This window comes from Nitrospirota bacterium, assembly GCA_016219645.1.
Taxonomy (GTDB): domain Bacteria; phylum Nitrospirota; class Nitrospiria; order Nitrospirales; family Nitrospiraceae; genus Palsa-1315.
Genome location: JACRLR010000016.1, coordinates 254,480 through 269,488 on the forward strand (window position 1 = coordinate 254,480; position 15,009 = coordinate 269,488).

The following is a 15,009-nucleotide window of genomic DNA, read 5'->3' on the forward strand; positions in this document are numbered from 1 at the left end:
AAGAGGTCACCCCAACCTTCGGCCTTCAGCCTTCGGACTGTGGGTTAAGCCTAGTATGAACAGCACTCAAGAATTACGACAAGCCTTCATTCGATATTTTGAACAGCATGGCCATCAGGCCGTGCCGAGTTCCGCTTTGATTCCCCAGGCCGATCCGACGCTGCTCTTCACCAATGCCGGGATGAATCAGTTCAAGCGGGTGTTTCTCGGCGAGGAAACGCGCGCCTACAACCGGGCGGTCACTGTACAGAAGTGTCTCCGCGCGGGAGGCAAACACAACGATTTGGAGAATGTCGGCTATACCAGGCGCCACCATACGTTCTTTGAAATGTTGGGAAATTTTTCCTTCGGCGACTACTTTAAAGACGACGCCATCCGGTTCGGCTGGGAATTTCTGACCCAGACGGTCGGCCTGGCGAAGGATCGGATGTGGGTCACGATCTTTCGCGACGACGACGAAGCGGACCGGTTATGGAAGCAGATCGGAGTCCCGCCTTCGCGGATTGTTCGGTGCGGCGAGAAAGATAATTTCTGGCAGATGGGGGATACAGGGCCCTGTGGCCCCTGCTCGGAACTCCATTTTGACCAGGGGCCGTCGGTGCCGGGTGACGATCGGCCGAATGGTGAAGGTGACCGCGTCATCGAGATTTGGAATCTCGTGTTCATGCAGTACAACCGGGATGTGAGGGGAACGCTGCATCCGTTACCCAAGCCTAGTATTGATACGGGCATGGGGTTGGAACGGTTGGCGGCGGTGGCACAAGGCGTCTACAGCAATTATGACAGCGATGTGTTCACCCCGTTGCTCAGCGCCGTGGCCGGCAGGGCCGGGGTTCGATATGGGGAGCAAGACCATACCGACCGGTCGATGCGCGTGGTGGCGGATCATCTTCGCGCCATCACATTTTTGATGGCCGATGGAGTATTGCCGTCGAACGAGGGACGCGGCTACGTGCTGCGGCGGATTCTGCGGCGGGCCGCGCGTCATGGACGGCTGCTGGGCATCGTCGAGCCCTTCCTCTACGAATTGACCGAGGCGGTCGTCACTCAGATGGCCAGTGCCTATTCGGAAGTCAAAGGCGCTGCCGCGACGATTGCCGAAGCGACCAGAGGTGAAGAAGAACGGTTCATTGCCACGCTCGATCAGGGGTTGCCGATCCTCAACGAGATGATTGCCAAGGCGCGTTCTTCCGGGAGTCAGGTTCTCACCGGCTCCGACGTCTTTAAACTGTATGACACTTATGGGTTTCCGATGGACTTGATAGGAGAGGCTTGCCGCGAGCAGGGGATGAGGCTCGATGAGGCGGGATTCGACCAGGCGATTGAGGAACAGAGGACTCGTGCGCGCAAAACCGGCGGGTTTGAACAGGAGACGGCCCGGCCCACAGTTGCTGAATTGGCGGGGCGGCTCGGAACGACAAAATTCATCGGCTACGATCGCCTGGAAAGCGAGAGTCTTGTGCAGGCGATTTTGAAGGATGACCGGTTGGTCAAAGAAGCGGCGGAAGGCGATGAAGTTGAAGTCGTTCTGGATGTGACGCCGTTCTATGCGGAAGGTGGTGGGCAGGTCGGCGACCGGGGCATTCTGGCGGGCCATGACGGGCAGGTAGAGATCAAGGAAACCATGAGACCGGTGCCGACCTTGATTCTGCACAAGGGGACCGTCACGAAAGGGCGGATTCGCGAGGGTGAGTCGTTGCATCTGACCGTCAATGCGACGACGAGGCAGGATGCGCAGCGAAACCATACTGCCACCCATTTGGTCCATGCCGCGTTGCGGGATATGCTGGGCCCTCACGTGAAACAGTATGGGTCGCTTGTCGGGCCCAATCGCTTGCGATTCGACTTTGCCCATTTCAGACCCCTGTCTTCCCGGGATATCGACGAGATTGAAACGGTCGTGAACAACGAAGTGCGGAAGAACGAGCAAGTCGCGACCGAGGTGATGAGCATTCAGGATGCGGTGGCCAAGGGGGCATTGGCTTTCTTCGGCGATAAATATGGCGAGCAGGTGCGGGTGGTGACCGTCGAGTCCTTCAGTAAGGAGCTCTGTGGCGGAACTCATTGCCGGCGGACAGGAGATATCGGGCTGTTCAGGATCCTGTCGGAGACCGGCGTTGCGGCCGGTGTACGGCGTCTCGAAGCGCAAACCGGCACCGGGGCGCTCGCTCACATGAAGAAATTGGAAACGGATATTCGAGACCTCTCGGATCTGCTCAAGGTCGGCCAGTCAGAATTGGTCGCCAAGACCCGCAAGGTCATGACGCAGCTGAAAGACAAAGAACGTGAGCTGGAAGAGCTGAAATTAAAAATGGCCAGTGGATCGGCGGTCGAGGCCAAGGCGAAAACGATAGCCGGTATCCAGGTGCATGTGCAGCGGACCGATGGTCTGGATGGGAACGGTATGCGGGCGCTGGCCGATCAGTTGCGGGACAAGTTGAAAAGCGGCGTCGTGGCTCTCGGCGCCGCGACGGGAGACGGGAAAGTGTCTCTGCTGGTTGTCGTGACAAAGGACTTGATCGGCAAACTCAAAGCCGGTGATCTCATTAAGGAGATGGCGGCGGAAGTCGACGGTACCGGCGGCGGCAGGCCGGAGATGGCGCAGGCTGGAGGGAAGGATCCGGCCAAGCTGGATGTGGCGTTGGAAAAGGTCTTTGGTCTGGTCGAACGCACGGTAGAGCGGTACACTCATGGGAAGTAAGCGGATTCTCGCGCTCGATTACGGGACCAAGCGGATCGGAGTCGCTCTGAGTGATGAGCTGGGCTGGACAGCACAGCCGCTTGAAACACTCAATCGGCATACGCTGGACCGGGACATTGCCCATATTGCATCCCTCGTCGGGACACATGAGGTCAGGCAGGTTCTGTTGGGTTTCCCTATGCAATTGGATGGCCGCGAGGGGCCGGCGATCCAGGCGATGCGAGAGTTCCAGACCCGGTTGGAACAGGGCGTGACCGTTCCCGTGATTCTGTGGGATGAGCGGCTGACGACGAAGGCAGCGGAAGATTTCTTGATCGCTGCCGATGTCAGCCGGAAAAAGCGCAAGGGTGTGGTGGATCGCATCGCCGCTTCGATCCTACTCCAGAGTTATCTGGCAAGCCTCGAGCCGGCGGTGAAGCGGGAACCGGAATCATGGGCGGACCAGGATGCAGAGGGAGAAACGGTAGAGCCACCTCATGAAACTACGGATCATTCTCGGGTGTCTGCTGGTCGTGACCGTCGCAATCGGCGTCGCCGCCTATCAGACGATTCGCTGGGCTGAAGGTCCGGTCATCCCCACGGAGGAACACCCGCCTTCGAAAGTCGTCGTCATCCCGGATGGCTCAACGTTTCAGCATGTCGCGGAGCTGCTTGAGCGTGAACAATTGATCAAGAGCAGTACGGCCTTTGTCCTCTTTGGAAAATCCCAATCGGCCGACAGAAAAGTTCATGCGGGGGAGTACGAACTGAATCCCGGCATGACGCCGGCCGAAATCCTCTCGAAGCTGTTGAGCGGCCAAGTGGTGCTCCATCCGGTGACGGTTCCCGAAGGGCTCACCATCAACCAAGTTGCCGATGTTGCCTCGCAACAGGGCCTCACGGATCGTGAGGAATTTATCCGGCTTGCGAGGGACAGGGAATTTATCCGATCCTTGGGGATCAAAGCCGAGACGCTGGAGGGGTATCTCTATCCCGACACGTATAAGTTCCCTCGCCCCATCAAAGCGCGGGAACTGTTGGTGGCTATGGTAGAGCGGCTCAAACAGGTGGTCGGACCGGATCTCCTTGCACGGATGGAGGAACTCAAGATGACGATCCACGAAGTCTTGACCCTTGCCTCCGTCATCGAGAAGGAAACAGGGGCCGGCAGCGAGCGGCCTGAAATTTCCGCGGTGTTTCACAACCGGCTGAAGAAGCATATTCCATTACAGAGCGATCCGACCGTCATTTATGGTTTGCCGTCCTTCGACGGAAATTTACGCAAGAAAGACCTGTCCAGCCCCAGTCCCTACAACACCTATCGGGTGCAGGGGTTGCCGCCTGGACCGATTGCCAACCCGGGCATTCAGGCGATTCGCGCGACACTCTATCCGTCTGATTCCCGTTCCCTGTATTTTGTCTCCCGGAACGATGGAACCCATCAGTTCTCAGGGACACTGATCGAACATAACAAGGCGGTCGAGAAATATCAGAAGCGGCCCTTTCGTCGTAGCCCCCATTCTCAGACGTCAATCGTCCCCGGGGAGAGGGCCCTTGTCCGCACAGCAGGAGTTTCTTGAATGATGTCTGAATGGAACCTGCCGGCTCTCATAGACCACACGGTGCTTCGCCCGGATGCCACAAGGATCGATGTTCTGCGACTGTGCCAGGAAGCGAAGGAGCATCGGTTCACCGTGATTTTCGTGCCGCCTTGCTATGTCGAGGATGCCGTGAGTGCTGTCGCAGGCACGGCAATTCTGGTCGGCATCCCTATCGGGTTTCCCCTCGGTGGTCACACGACAAAGACCAAAGTCACCGAAGCCGTCGATGCGGTGGGGCGCGGTGCACAGATCCTGGATATGGTCATCAATGTGAGCCGGCTGAAGTCGGGAGATTCTGAGTATGTGCGCAAGGACATTGCCGAAGTTGTGCAGGCGACCCCGGGCGTCGAACACAAGGTCATCCTCGAAACCTGTTATCTGACCAATCGAGAGAAATGTACGGCCTGCGAGTTGGTTGTAGAGGCGGGAGCCGACTATGTGAAGACATCGACCGGGTTCGGCGCCGCCGGTGCAACGGTGGAGGATGTGAGATTAATGAAAGAGACTGTGGCCGGTCGGGTGAAGGTGAAGGCCTCGGGCGGCATCAGAGACTGGAAGACTACGCTGGCCATGCTGGAGGCCGGCGCGGATCGGATCGGTACCAGCGCAAGCCTCGCAATCGTCGCTGAATGGGCCCGCAGGCATTCTCGATGCCCGTGAGGCGTGAAACGTCAGGCGTGAGGCGCAGGATAGGCGGGGGTTTTGAGTTTTGAGTTCTGAGTTGTGAGTTTTCGGAGATTCGAGCCTCGAACTGTCATGCGCTCCGCTAGTCTTTACTTCAAAATCCGGCACTCAGCACTGGCTTCATCCCGCCTGTCTGACCCGTTCCCCTATTCCCGCGTTTAACTCACAACTCAGAACTTCTTTGCCTGTCGCGCTTTTCCCGCCTGTCTCGCTCTGCTATAGTGCTTCCATGATTACACGCGTCATTGCGCTGGTGATTGATGGACTTGGTGTCGGAGCTCTGCCCGATGCGGCAGAGTATGGCAACGCCGACCCCCATACCTTGTCCCATTTGGCCGATGCCGTTGGGGGGCTCACCCTCCCCACGCTGGAAGGGCTCGGACTTGGACATATCGCGGAAGTCAGAGGTGTGCGGACGATGTCGCAGCCGGAAGCATGTTTCGGTCGCCTGGGATTTCTCTCGAAAGGGGTGGATTCCATGGCGGGCTATTGGGAGATGGCAGGCTATATCGCAACCGACGCCCTGCCGCAGTATACCAATGGATTTCCTTCCGATGTAGTCGCGGTCCTCGAACAGGTCTTTGGCCGCAAGGTCATCGGCAATCGCTGCGCCCCCGATGTAGCCATGTTGCGCGACTGTGAGGCGGAGCACCTTTCGTCCGGGGCATTGATCATCTGGACGGATGGACGACGAACCTGCCATGTGGCGGCGCATGAGAAGGCGATGCGTCGGGACGATTTCTTTCAACGCTGTCGGGATGCAAGAAAATTACTCAAGAACCCCTGGGGTATTTGGCGGGTTTCGGCCCACCCCCTCGTGGGCGATGCTGGTGTGCTGAAGTTCGGCCCCCAACCTCGCGAGTTCGTGGTGGAACCTCCCGTTCCGACCATGTTCGACGTGCTGAACCGTGCGAGCCAGATTCTGGTTGGAGTGGGAAGAGTCAGCGATCTTTTCAGCGGTCGAGGCCTCACCTCGTCTCTCCCCGTTGGACCATGGGGGGCGTTATTTACCGAGGTCACGAAGATGCTGAAAAAGGTTCCACGAGGATTGATCGTTGCAGGGCTTGATGTCTTGGAATCGGATGCTGCACAATCGGCTGCGGCCCTCCATGATTTTGATCGACGGCTTCCCGGATTGCTGGAACAGCTTCGCCCAGGCGACCTGCTTGTGCTGACAGGTAATCATGGACGAGATATCACACAAGAGGGTCAGGTCGCGACGCGGGAATATGTTCCTCTCTTGGTCACTGGGCCGAAGTTGGCGCAGGGGGTCCATCTTGGCATCAGGACCTCGGCTGCTGACCTGGGACATACGATTGTCGAGGCTCTGCTAGGGGAGCAACTTCCTGTCGGGGAGAGTTTTCTCGATGCGCTCCGGGCGGGGTAGTCAGCGTTTCGCGTGAAATGGAATTAGGAATGCTGAATGGTAAATGTTGAATTGTCGGAGTCGGACTCGATCTGATGACTTCTGAACATTCACCATTCAAAATTCACCATTGAACATTCAACAGCGATGTCTTACGAACGTAGACTGAAGGAACTGCATATAGAGTTGCCTCTCCCGCCGAAACCGTTGGCGACCTACGTTCCGGCTGTCCGGGCCGGAGATCTCTTGTTCCTGTCCGGCGTGCTTCCCATGCGAGAGGGACAGTTGGCCTTTTCCGGTAAGCTGGGACGTGATTTGACGGTCGAGCAGGGCATGGAATCGGCCAGGCTCGCGCTCCTGAATGCGCTGGCCATTGCCAAGCAGGAACTCGGGACGGTGGATCGGATTACACGGATCGTGAAGGTCGTCGGGCATGTGGCGTCGGCGGAAGGTTTTGTGCAGCAACCTCAAGTTCTCAACGGGGCCTCGGATCTCCTGGTTGAGATATTTGGGGAGGCTGGTCGTCATGTACGGGTAGCTGTAGGAGCGGCTGAATTGCCTCGCGGGGCTCCCGTCGAAATTGAACTGATTCTCTCTGTCTCATGACTGGTTTATTTGGTCTATTTGGTTCATTTGGTTTGTTTGGTTGATTTAGTTCATCCGGTTAGTCTGGCTCACCCAACCAAATAAACAAAACAAACCAAAGAAACCAGACAAACCAAAGAAACCAAACAAACCAAAGAGACCAGATGAACCAATTGATAAAGGTATTCGGAGCTGGCGTGGCGACGATGACGTTGTGGGCAGGTCTGAGCGTTGGTCTCTGCGTGGCTGCTCCGTCCGCGCCCGAGCTACATCCGGCAACGGCTGTCCCGGGCGCCACCGTAGCGATCGGCGGCAAGGGGTTCGGCACGTTTCGATCTGTGCAAATGAATCGGGTGACGGTCGGTGGGATCCCAGCCTTGATTCAGCGGTGGGAGTCCGATCTGATCGAGGTCAAGGTTCCCTTTCATGCTCAATCCGGTCCCGTCGAAGTCATCGCTGGAAAGAAGAGGATGGCAGCTGGAAAACTAATAATATTACAGCCGATGATTACCGCGGTGACACCGGAGGAAATCGAACCAGGCCATACCGTGCAGATTACCGGCGCACATTTCGGTGCGACGGCAGGCCCCCGCGACCCTAATACGATGTTCGGCGTGAACGATGTGAAGATCGGCGACGTGGTCGTCAGGCCCCGTCGCTGGAAAGATGACCTGATCGAAGTCGAGGTCCCTACGAATGCCGCGTCTGGTGACGTGGTCGTGCGATTGGCCTCGTCCGACCCTTTGCCCGACGGGTCCTGTTGTGCGCCGGTCCAGCATACGGTCAGCAACGCAGTTCCTCTGAAGCTGATACCGAGCATTAGGGTCGATCCCGTGAGCGGGCCGGTCGGGACGAAGGTCGTGTTTTTCGGCCAGGGGTTTGGCGCTGCGAAGGGTTCCGGTGACAAAGTCACATTCGGCGGGCACCTTGCTACTATCGCTCAGTGGTCCGATCATACGATCGTCGTGCATCTCCCGATGGATGCCGAAACCGGACCTATCGCTCTGACCGTGCAGGGCCGTGAGCGAACAGTCGGAACTTTTACCGTTCACACACCAAGAGTGACCGGCATGACGCCTTCGACCGCTCCGATCGGCACTCTGCTCAGGATCAGCGGAGAACATTTCGGGTTCTATTCGGAAAGTGGATCGACCCCTTTCGCCTTCATGGATTTCAATACGGGAGAGAACCGAGTCGATATCGGCGGAGTCCGTGCCGTCATCTATCGCTGGCAGGACGATCGCATCGATGTATGGGTGCCGTTCAGTGCGAAGAGTGGGCCGGTTGTGGTGTATCGAGGGGCGGCGATGCCTCACCCAGACGGTTCCTGTTGCGCGACGAAGGATACGCTAAAGACCGAGGCCGGCGTCTTCACCCTCGTGACGCCGAAGATCGATTCCTACAGTCCCCACTCAGGGGGGCTCGATGAGCTGATCACGATCAAGGGGTCTGGGTTCGGCTCGTTTTTGAAAACAGCCGAGCACGCGGACTTGCGCCTCAACCAGGGGGCCTATAAGCGGCGAGACAATCTAGAGCTGGATGAAAACGTTTCGCGCACGGAAGTGCTGTTTAACAATGTCGCGGCGCAGGTGGTGTCTTGGACCGATACGGAAATTGTTGTACGAGTGCCCCGTCGGAATCTCTACGGTGTAGGGAAGCAGCATGAATTTCTCCCTGACCTTGCAACTGGCCCGTTGATCGTGCGGCGGGGTTCCTGGGATGTGCAACCTGACGATACGTGTTGTACCTCGAAGAAGTGGCTGACCCTGGAAGCAGGTACCTTCACGATTGTCGCCGAAGGCATGCCGGATTCTAGCTACTTCAATAACAACCGCCCCGACGCCGATACCGGCCAGTGAGAGACAGAAGGGAGTTGCCGGACCGTCCTTCTTGCTCGCGGAACAGGAGAGGGGATGGAGCCTGATGATCTTCTGTGCTCGCGCAACGCGCGGTCGCGGACTCCCCTCGTTGGACGCGCGCAGTGGAAGATCAATCAGCCCCCATTCCTGGAGAGAGAACGAGCAAGCTTGGAGGGAACATTCATATTGTTCGATGCGCGCAGTGAAGGACAGTCCGGTAACTCCCTTGAGCGAGACGGGGTGATGGCGCAGAAAAGAAAACAGGAGATCCTTGCCAGGGTTGATGGTACGTCTTGGTGTGCCCATCCAGTTTTTCTGATACCTGCCAAATCATGGTGGGTCTTCACTCTGTCACGTGGCGTATGCCGTGTGATTATGGTATTGATGATCCTGTTGTGCGTTTCGCCCTCGCGGGCTGCTGATTCTCCTCTGACGGTCACCCCTCAGGTAAGCCATACGGAAGCCCTCCTGATGGGGCTCTATTTTCATACTCCTTGGCTCGGCTGGGTTGTCGGATCCGGCGGTACAATTCTGAAGACGGTCGATGGGGGAAAGAATTGGAAGAAGGTCGGCAGCGGTACCACAGCGAGCCTCATGAGCGTCTTTTTTTACGACGAGAAGCATGGCTGGGCCGTCGGAGCCAATGGAACGATTCGCCGGAGCCAAGATGGGGGAAATACCTGGCAGCAGCAACTTGTCGGCACGCAAGTGCCTTTTTATGGTCTCTCGTTTGTGTCGCCCAATGAAGGATGGGCGGTCGGTGGCAGCGGAACTATTCTTCACACAAAGGATGGCGGACTGCATTGGACCGATCAATCGAGTAAGACCAGTGCAGCCCTCTATGGCATACAATTTCTCACCGCACAGCATGGGACAGTGGTTGGGGCAGTGGGAACCGTCCTGATGACGGACGATGGAGGGACGACCTGGACTCCACAAGAGACGCAGGGGGCTGTCACACTCTTCGATGTGTATTTTTCTGATCCGTCGACCGGGTGGACTGTCGGGAACGCGGGCGCGATTTTTCACACAACAGATGGCGGGCGTCATTGGATCGATCGCACGTTGCCCTGCGTTCGTAACTGCACGAAGCTGACCGATCTCTTGCGAGTGCGCTTTACCGATCCTCAAACCGGATGGATCGCGGGGGAGCGGGGCATGGTCTATCAGACCACCGATAGCGGTTTTACCTGGACAGAGCAGGGTGCGATCGCCAAGGTCTCTCTGTTCGGCCTCTCGTTCCCTGACGGAACACAGGGCTGGGCCAGCGGAGAAAAAGGCACGATCGTTCACATGACCGTGGGCCACTGACGAGCGGTGCAAACACGTGAAGCGTATCTCGTGAAGCGTCGTTCGTTTTCTGATTCGGACGTTTCACGCTTCACGTTTCACGAACGACAAGGGCGATTTCGTCGAGCCTTGATTGGAGAATGCTGAGGGCGGCGATTGCTGCAGTCTCGGCCCGCAAGATTCGTGGCCCGAGGCTAAGCGGGAGGAAGCCCTGCTCTTGTGCGAGGCTCTGTTCGTTTGCTGCCCATCCCCCCTCCGGCCCAATTAACAAGACAATCGGATGCTGGCGGTCCTGTGGCAAGGATATGGTTGCGAGTGAGGGGTTGCTGGAGCGTTCCGTCAGGATGCCTTTTAAAGGTACTGTGGCGTAGCGCTGGCAGATCTCTGCGAGGTGTATTGGGTCTTCGATAGTGGGGATATTCCAGCGTTCGGATTGCTGCGCTGCGTCACGCGCAATGCGATGCCATCTGGTTCGTTGATGATCGAGGCGTTGGGGGTTGGGCTTGATGACGCTGTGCAGGCTGTATATGGGCACGATAGTCGCGACTCCGAGCTCTGTCGCCTTCTGAATGATCCAGTCCATCTTGTCGCCTTTGATCAAGGCCTGTCCGAGTACAATGGGCGAGGTCCTTCCTGTCGGCTCGATCTGCCGATCAAGGATTCGGCTGTCTATGGCTTGCGAGCTGACATGGGTCACTTCTACACGATAGCGGGTTCCACATGCATCGTTCAGAGTGAGAGAATCTCCTGGGTGTAGGCGGAGGCTATCGCGAAGATGATGGAGGAGATCACCGGTTATGCGGATCGTGGGGGGAGTGATCGCGTCAGGGCCAACGAAGAATATGGACATAGTGCAGGTGTCTGGCTACGGCAAACGATCTGCAAGTATCTGCGTCGTTCTCGGCTCGAAAAAAGCCTCAACGTATTCCACCGAATACGCCTCCGGTTTTTTCGAGCCTGCGGCCTCGCAGCTACCAGCAGCTCCTTTGCCTCGCAACGATGAATTTACCTGGACAGAGGGGCCCGACGCTATTCGAAAAAAGTCTTCATTTTGTCGAAGAAACCATCGCCGTCTTCTTCGACCGTCATACCGCTCTCTTTGCCGAATTCCTTGAGCAATTCCTTCTGGCGAGCGGTCAGTTTGGTGGGAATTTGAACCTTCACGACAAATAATTGGTCGCCGGTACTCTGGCCCTTGATGCTGGGAATACCCAGGCCCTTGATGCGCAGGGTCTTATCCTGCTGTGTGCCGGCTGGAATTTTGAGGACCGTATTGCCTTTGAGCGTGGGGACCTCAATTTTCCCACCGAGTATGGCGGTGACAATATGTATCGGGACGTCGCAGAGAATATCCTGCCCTTGACGTCTGAAGGTCTGGTGCGGTTTGACCGTAATCGCCACATAGAGATCGCCTTGCGGGCCGCCATTGACTCCATGTTCCCCTTCGTTCGAAAGGCGCAGGCGCATGCCTGATTCAATACCGGCCGGGATGTGTACGGCGATGGTCCGTTCCCGATAGATGCGTTGACGACCCTGGCAAGCAGGACAGGGCTCTGTGACGATTCGTCCCTCCCCCTCGCATTGGCCGCAAGGCCTGGTGATACTGAAAAACCCCTGCTGGAAGCGCATCTGCCCGGCCCCTTTGCAGCTGGGGCATGTCTTGACGGATGCCGCGCTCTTCGCACCGGTCCCTTTGCAGTCGTCGCACATTTCCCATCGCGGGATTTTGAGTTTGGCGTCTTTTCCATAGACGGCTTCTTCGAAGGTCAAGTCTAGGTTGTACTGGAGGTCGTTGCCGCGCTCTGCCCGACTGCCGCCGCGCTGGCCGCCGAAAAAATCCTCGAAAATGTCGTTGAAGGCGTCGCCGAATCCACTTCCACCAAATCCGAAGCCGTCCGCACTGCCGCCTTGCTGGGCTCCGGCATGGCCGAACATGTCGTAGCGCTTGCGCTTTTGCTGATCGCTCAGCGTCTCATAGGCCTCGTTGACTTCTTTGAACTTTTCTTCTGATGCTTTCTTTTGAGCCTCTCCCGTCTGGAGGTCGGGATGGTGGCGGCGGGCCATATTCCGATAGGCCTTCTTGATCTCGTCTTCGGAGGCAGTTCGATCGACGCCTAAGGTTTCGTAAAAGTCACGCTTCGACACAGGTGCCATCTCTTGCGGTGAAAGTGCAGCAAGACCGAGCCTCGTATATCGACGAAGCTCGGTCTCGTTGAGGGTATTCTAACTTATTTCTTATCCTTGTCCACTTCTTCGAATTCCGCGTCGACGACTTTGTCATCTGTCTTGGTCTCACCGGCTCCACTTGTCGTTCCGGCGCTTCCACCTGCCGCAGCTGTCGCCGAAGCGTTTTTATACATTTGCTCAGCCAGCTTGTGGGACGCGGTCGTCAAGGTGTTGGTGGCAGACTCGATCGCATCAGGGTCCGTTCCCTCCAGTGCTTTCTTCAGCGCGACCACTGCTTCTTCGATCTTGGTCTTGTCTTCCGCGGAGATTTTGTCGCCGTGCTCACTCAGGTTCTTTTCCGTCTGGTAGATCAGACTGTCGGCCTGATTCTTGGCTTCTGCGGCTCTCCGTCGCTTCTTATCCTCTTCTGTGTGGGCTTGCGCATCCTTCACCAACTTTTCGACTTCCTCCTTGCTCAAGCCGCTGGACGCCGTGATCTTGATGGACTGTTCCTTTTGTGTCGCCAGGTCTTTGGCTGAGACATGGACAATACCGTTGGCATCGATGTCGAACGTCACTTCGACTTGCGGCATCCCGCGGGGGGCGGGAGGAATGCCGACCAGGTCGAACTGCCCGAGCAGCTTGTTGTCGTTCGCCATCTCGCGTTCACCTTGGAAGACGCGAATGGTCACGGCCGTTTGATTGTCGGCAGCCGTCGAGAAGACCTGGCTCTTCTTCGTCGGAACGGTGGTGTTCCGGTCGATCAGCTTGGTAAAGACACCGCCGAGTGTTTCGATGCCCAGCGAGAGGGGTGTCACGTCGAGGAGCAGCACGTCCTTCACTTCGCCCTTGAGCACGCCGCCCTGAATGGCTGCGCCGATGGCCACCACTTCGTCGGGATTCACACCACGGTGCGGTTCTTTTCCGAAGAACTCCTTGACGGCCTGAATGACTTTCGGCATGCGTGTCATGCCGCCGACGAGGACGACCTCTTTGATGTCGCTTGTGGATACGCCGGCGTCGGAGAGGGCCTTCTTGCAGGGTTCGATCGAGCGTTTGATCAGGTCGTCGACCAGCTGCTCAAGTTTCGCACGGGTCAGTTTCATCACCAGGTGTTTCGGTCCGTTGGCATCCGCGGTGACGAAGGGCAGATTGATCTCGGTTTCCTGCGACGAGGAGAGCTCGATCTTGGCCCGTTCCGCCGCCTCTTTCAGACGTTGGAGGGCCATCCGATCTTTTCGAAGATCGATGCCTTGATCTTTCTTGAACTCATCGACCAGCCAGTCCATGACGCGCTGGTCGAAGTCGTCCCCGCCGAGGTAGGTATCGCCGTTGGTCGACTTGACTTCGAAGACGCCATCGCCGATCTCAAGAATGGAAACGTCGAAGGTGCCGCCACCCAGGTCATAGACGACGATCCGTTCGTCCTTTTTCTTGTCCAGGCCGTAGGCGAGGGATGCGGCTGTCGGTTCGTTGATGATCCGGAGGACGTTCAAGCCGGCGATCTGGCCGGCATCTTTGGTGGCCTGGCGCTGGCTGTCGTCAAAGTAGGCTGGGACGGTGACGACCGCTTCGGTGACTTTTTCGCCGAGATAGTCTTCCGCAGTTTGTCGCATCTTTTGTAGAATCATGGCAGAGATTTCCGGCGGACTGTACCGTTTGCCGCGCAATTCGACGTAGGCGTCGCCATTGTCTCCCTCGATCACCTTATAGGGCAACCGCTTGATTGCGTCTGTCACTTGCTGGCTGCGGAATTTGCGGCCCATCAGGCGCTTCACCGAGAAGATCGTGTTCTCCGGATTGGTAATCGCCTGGCGCTTCGCAATCTGTCCGACGAGGCGCTCGCCTTTTTCTGTGATAGCGACGACGGACGGTGTCGTGCGGGCTCCCTCCGCATTCGCGATAACCACCGGCTCACCGCCGCTCATAATGGAAACGCAGGAATTCGTGGTTCCAAGGTCGATGCCGATCACTTTGCCCATGTGGCTACTCCTCTCTATACTAGGTCTGTCGTTGATGTTGTTACGATGAACCGATCGCCTTGTCTGTTCCCGATGCGCCGCCGCCTGGTCCAGCGGATACGCTCACCATGGCCGCACGCAGGATACGATCATGGAGGAGGTATCCTCGCTGCAACTCGTCCACGACATGCCGCTCCGGAACGTTTTCGGACGCGACAGACGCAACGGCTTGATGTTTTGCGGGATCGAACAGCTGGCCGGCCGTCTCGACCGGTATGACGTGAAATCTCGTCAAGGCTCCTGTTAATTGCTTGAGGGTGAGGTCCACACCCTGAATCAAAACCTCGCTGGTTCCACCGTTCCTGGAGGCCTTGATAGCCCGCTCGAGATTGTCGACGACCGGCAAGAGCTCTTTGATCAATTGCTCATTGCCAAACCGAATGAGATCGCGTTGGTCCCGCTGATTCAACCGTTTATAGTTATCGAACTCGGCGGCAAGCCTGAGGTACTTGTCGTTCCAACCTTTCACCTCATCAGCCTTTGCCGCGAGAGCCTGCTGAAGCTCATCAACCAGATTTGTGTCCTGCATCGCGAGGCCATCACCGGGCGATTGATTGTCCAAGCTCTCGATTGTATTCGCATTCTTCGGCTCTTCGGTCATACAAGACTCCTCTGTTTGTGAGAAGATAGCCATAGGGCGTATAAAGTCAACGGGGCCAGAAAAATTAATTACTTGTGCATGGGGCGGCGAGGCTGGCGGGATTTGAAGTTCTGGGTGCTGAGTTCTGAGTTTTCTGACCTTCGGACATCAGCCTTC

Annotated in this window: 12 protein-coding genes; 8 read left to right on the forward strand and 4 right to left on the reverse strand. The window is 57.1% G+C overall.

Annotated features, from left to right (window positions below; all coding sequences use genetic code 11):
- Nucleotides 1-55: 55 nt before the first annotated feature.
- From alaS to HZB34_05560, 8 genes are all read left to right on the forward strand, one after another.
- Nucleotides 56-2,701 (forward strand): alanine--tRNA ligase, encoded by a 2,646-nt coding sequence (gene alaS / locus HZB34_05525; GenBank protein ID MBI5315412.1) that lies wholly within the window; start codon nt 56-58, stop codon nt 2,699-2,701.
- Nucleotides 2,691-3,263 (forward strand): Holliday junction resolvase RuvX, encoded by a 573-nt coding sequence (gene ruvX, locus HZB34_05530; GenBank protein MBI5315413.1) that lies wholly within the window; start codon nt 2,691-2,693, stop codon nt 3,261-3,263. Before alaS ends, ruvX begins: the two co-directional genes overlap by 11 nt.
- Entirely contained in the window at nt 3,178-4,260 is a 1,083-nt protein-coding gene (gene mltG, locus HZB34_05535) for an endolytic transglycosylase MltG (protein MBI5315414.1), read from the forward strand. The genes ruvX and mltG overlap by 86 nt, the downstream gene beginning before the upstream one ends.
- 3 nt (nt 4,261-4,263) lie before the next feature.
- Nucleotides 4,264-4,941: a deoxyribose-phosphate aldolase gene (gene deoC, locus HZB34_05540; GenBank protein ID MBI5315415.1), complete on the forward strand. Its 678-nt coding sequence runs from the start codon at nt 4,264-4,266 to the stop codon at nt 4,939-4,941.
- A gap of 253 nt (nt 4,942-5,194) precedes the next feature.
- Complete coding sequence (locus HZB34_05545; protein ID MBI5315416.1) at nt 5,195-6,352, forward strand: phosphopentomutase; 1,158 nt, start codon at nt 5,195-5,197, stop codon at nt 6,350-6,352.
- Nucleotides 6,353-6,478: 126 nt separating this feature from the next.
- Entirely contained in the window at nt 6,479-6,937 is a 459-nt protein-coding gene (locus tag HZB34_05550) for a RidA family protein (protein ID MBI5315417.1), read from the forward strand.
- Nucleotides 6,938-7,080: 143 nt separating this feature from the next.
- The gene (locus HZB34_05555; GenBank protein MBI5315418.1) at nt 7,081-8,775 is read left to right on the forward strand and encodes an IPT/TIG domain-containing protein; all 1,695 of its coding nucleotides are present in this window, start codon (nt 7,081-7,083) and stop codon (nt 8,773-8,775) included.
- A 168-nt stretch (nt 8,776-8,943) separates the two neighbouring features.
- Nucleotides 8,944-10,086: a hypothetical protein gene (locus HZB34_05560; GenBank protein ID MBI5315419.1), complete on the forward strand. Its 1,143-nt coding sequence runs from the start codon at nt 8,944-8,946 to the stop codon at nt 10,084-10,086.
- 70 nt (nt 10,087-10,156) lie between these two features.
- Here the strand turns inward: HZB34_05560 and HZB34_05565 are convergent, their stop codons facing one another.
- The 4 genes from HZB34_05565 to grpE all read right to left on the reverse strand — a co-directional run bounded on the left by HZB34_05565 (nt 10,157) and on the right by grpE (nt 14,853).
- Entirely contained in the window at nt 10,157-10,915 is a 759-nt protein-coding gene (locus tag HZB34_05565; GenBank protein ID MBI5315420.1) for a 16S rRNA (uracil(1498)-N(3))-methyltransferase, read from the reverse strand.
- 179 nt (nt 10,916-11,094) lie between these two features.
- The gene (gene dnaJ, locus HZB34_05570) at nt 11,095-12,219 is read right to left on the reverse strand and encodes a molecular chaperone DnaJ (GenBank protein ID MBI5315421.1); all 1,125 of its coding nucleotides are present in this window, start codon (nt 12,217-12,219) and stop codon (nt 11,095-11,097) included.
- 74 nt (nt 12,220-12,293) lie between these two features.
- On the reverse strand, nt 12,294-14,213 hold the full coding sequence (gene dnaK / locus HZB34_05575; protein ID MBI5315422.1) for a molecular chaperone DnaK: 1,920 nt from the start codon (nt 14,211-14,213) through the stop codon (nt 12,294-12,296).
- Between the two features lie 40 nt (nt 14,214-14,253).
- Entirely contained in the window at nt 14,254-14,853 is a 600-nt protein-coding gene (gene grpE, locus HZB34_05580; GenBank protein ID MBI5315423.1) for a nucleotide exchange factor GrpE, read from the reverse strand.
- Nucleotides 14,854-15,009: the final 156 nt, after the last annotated feature.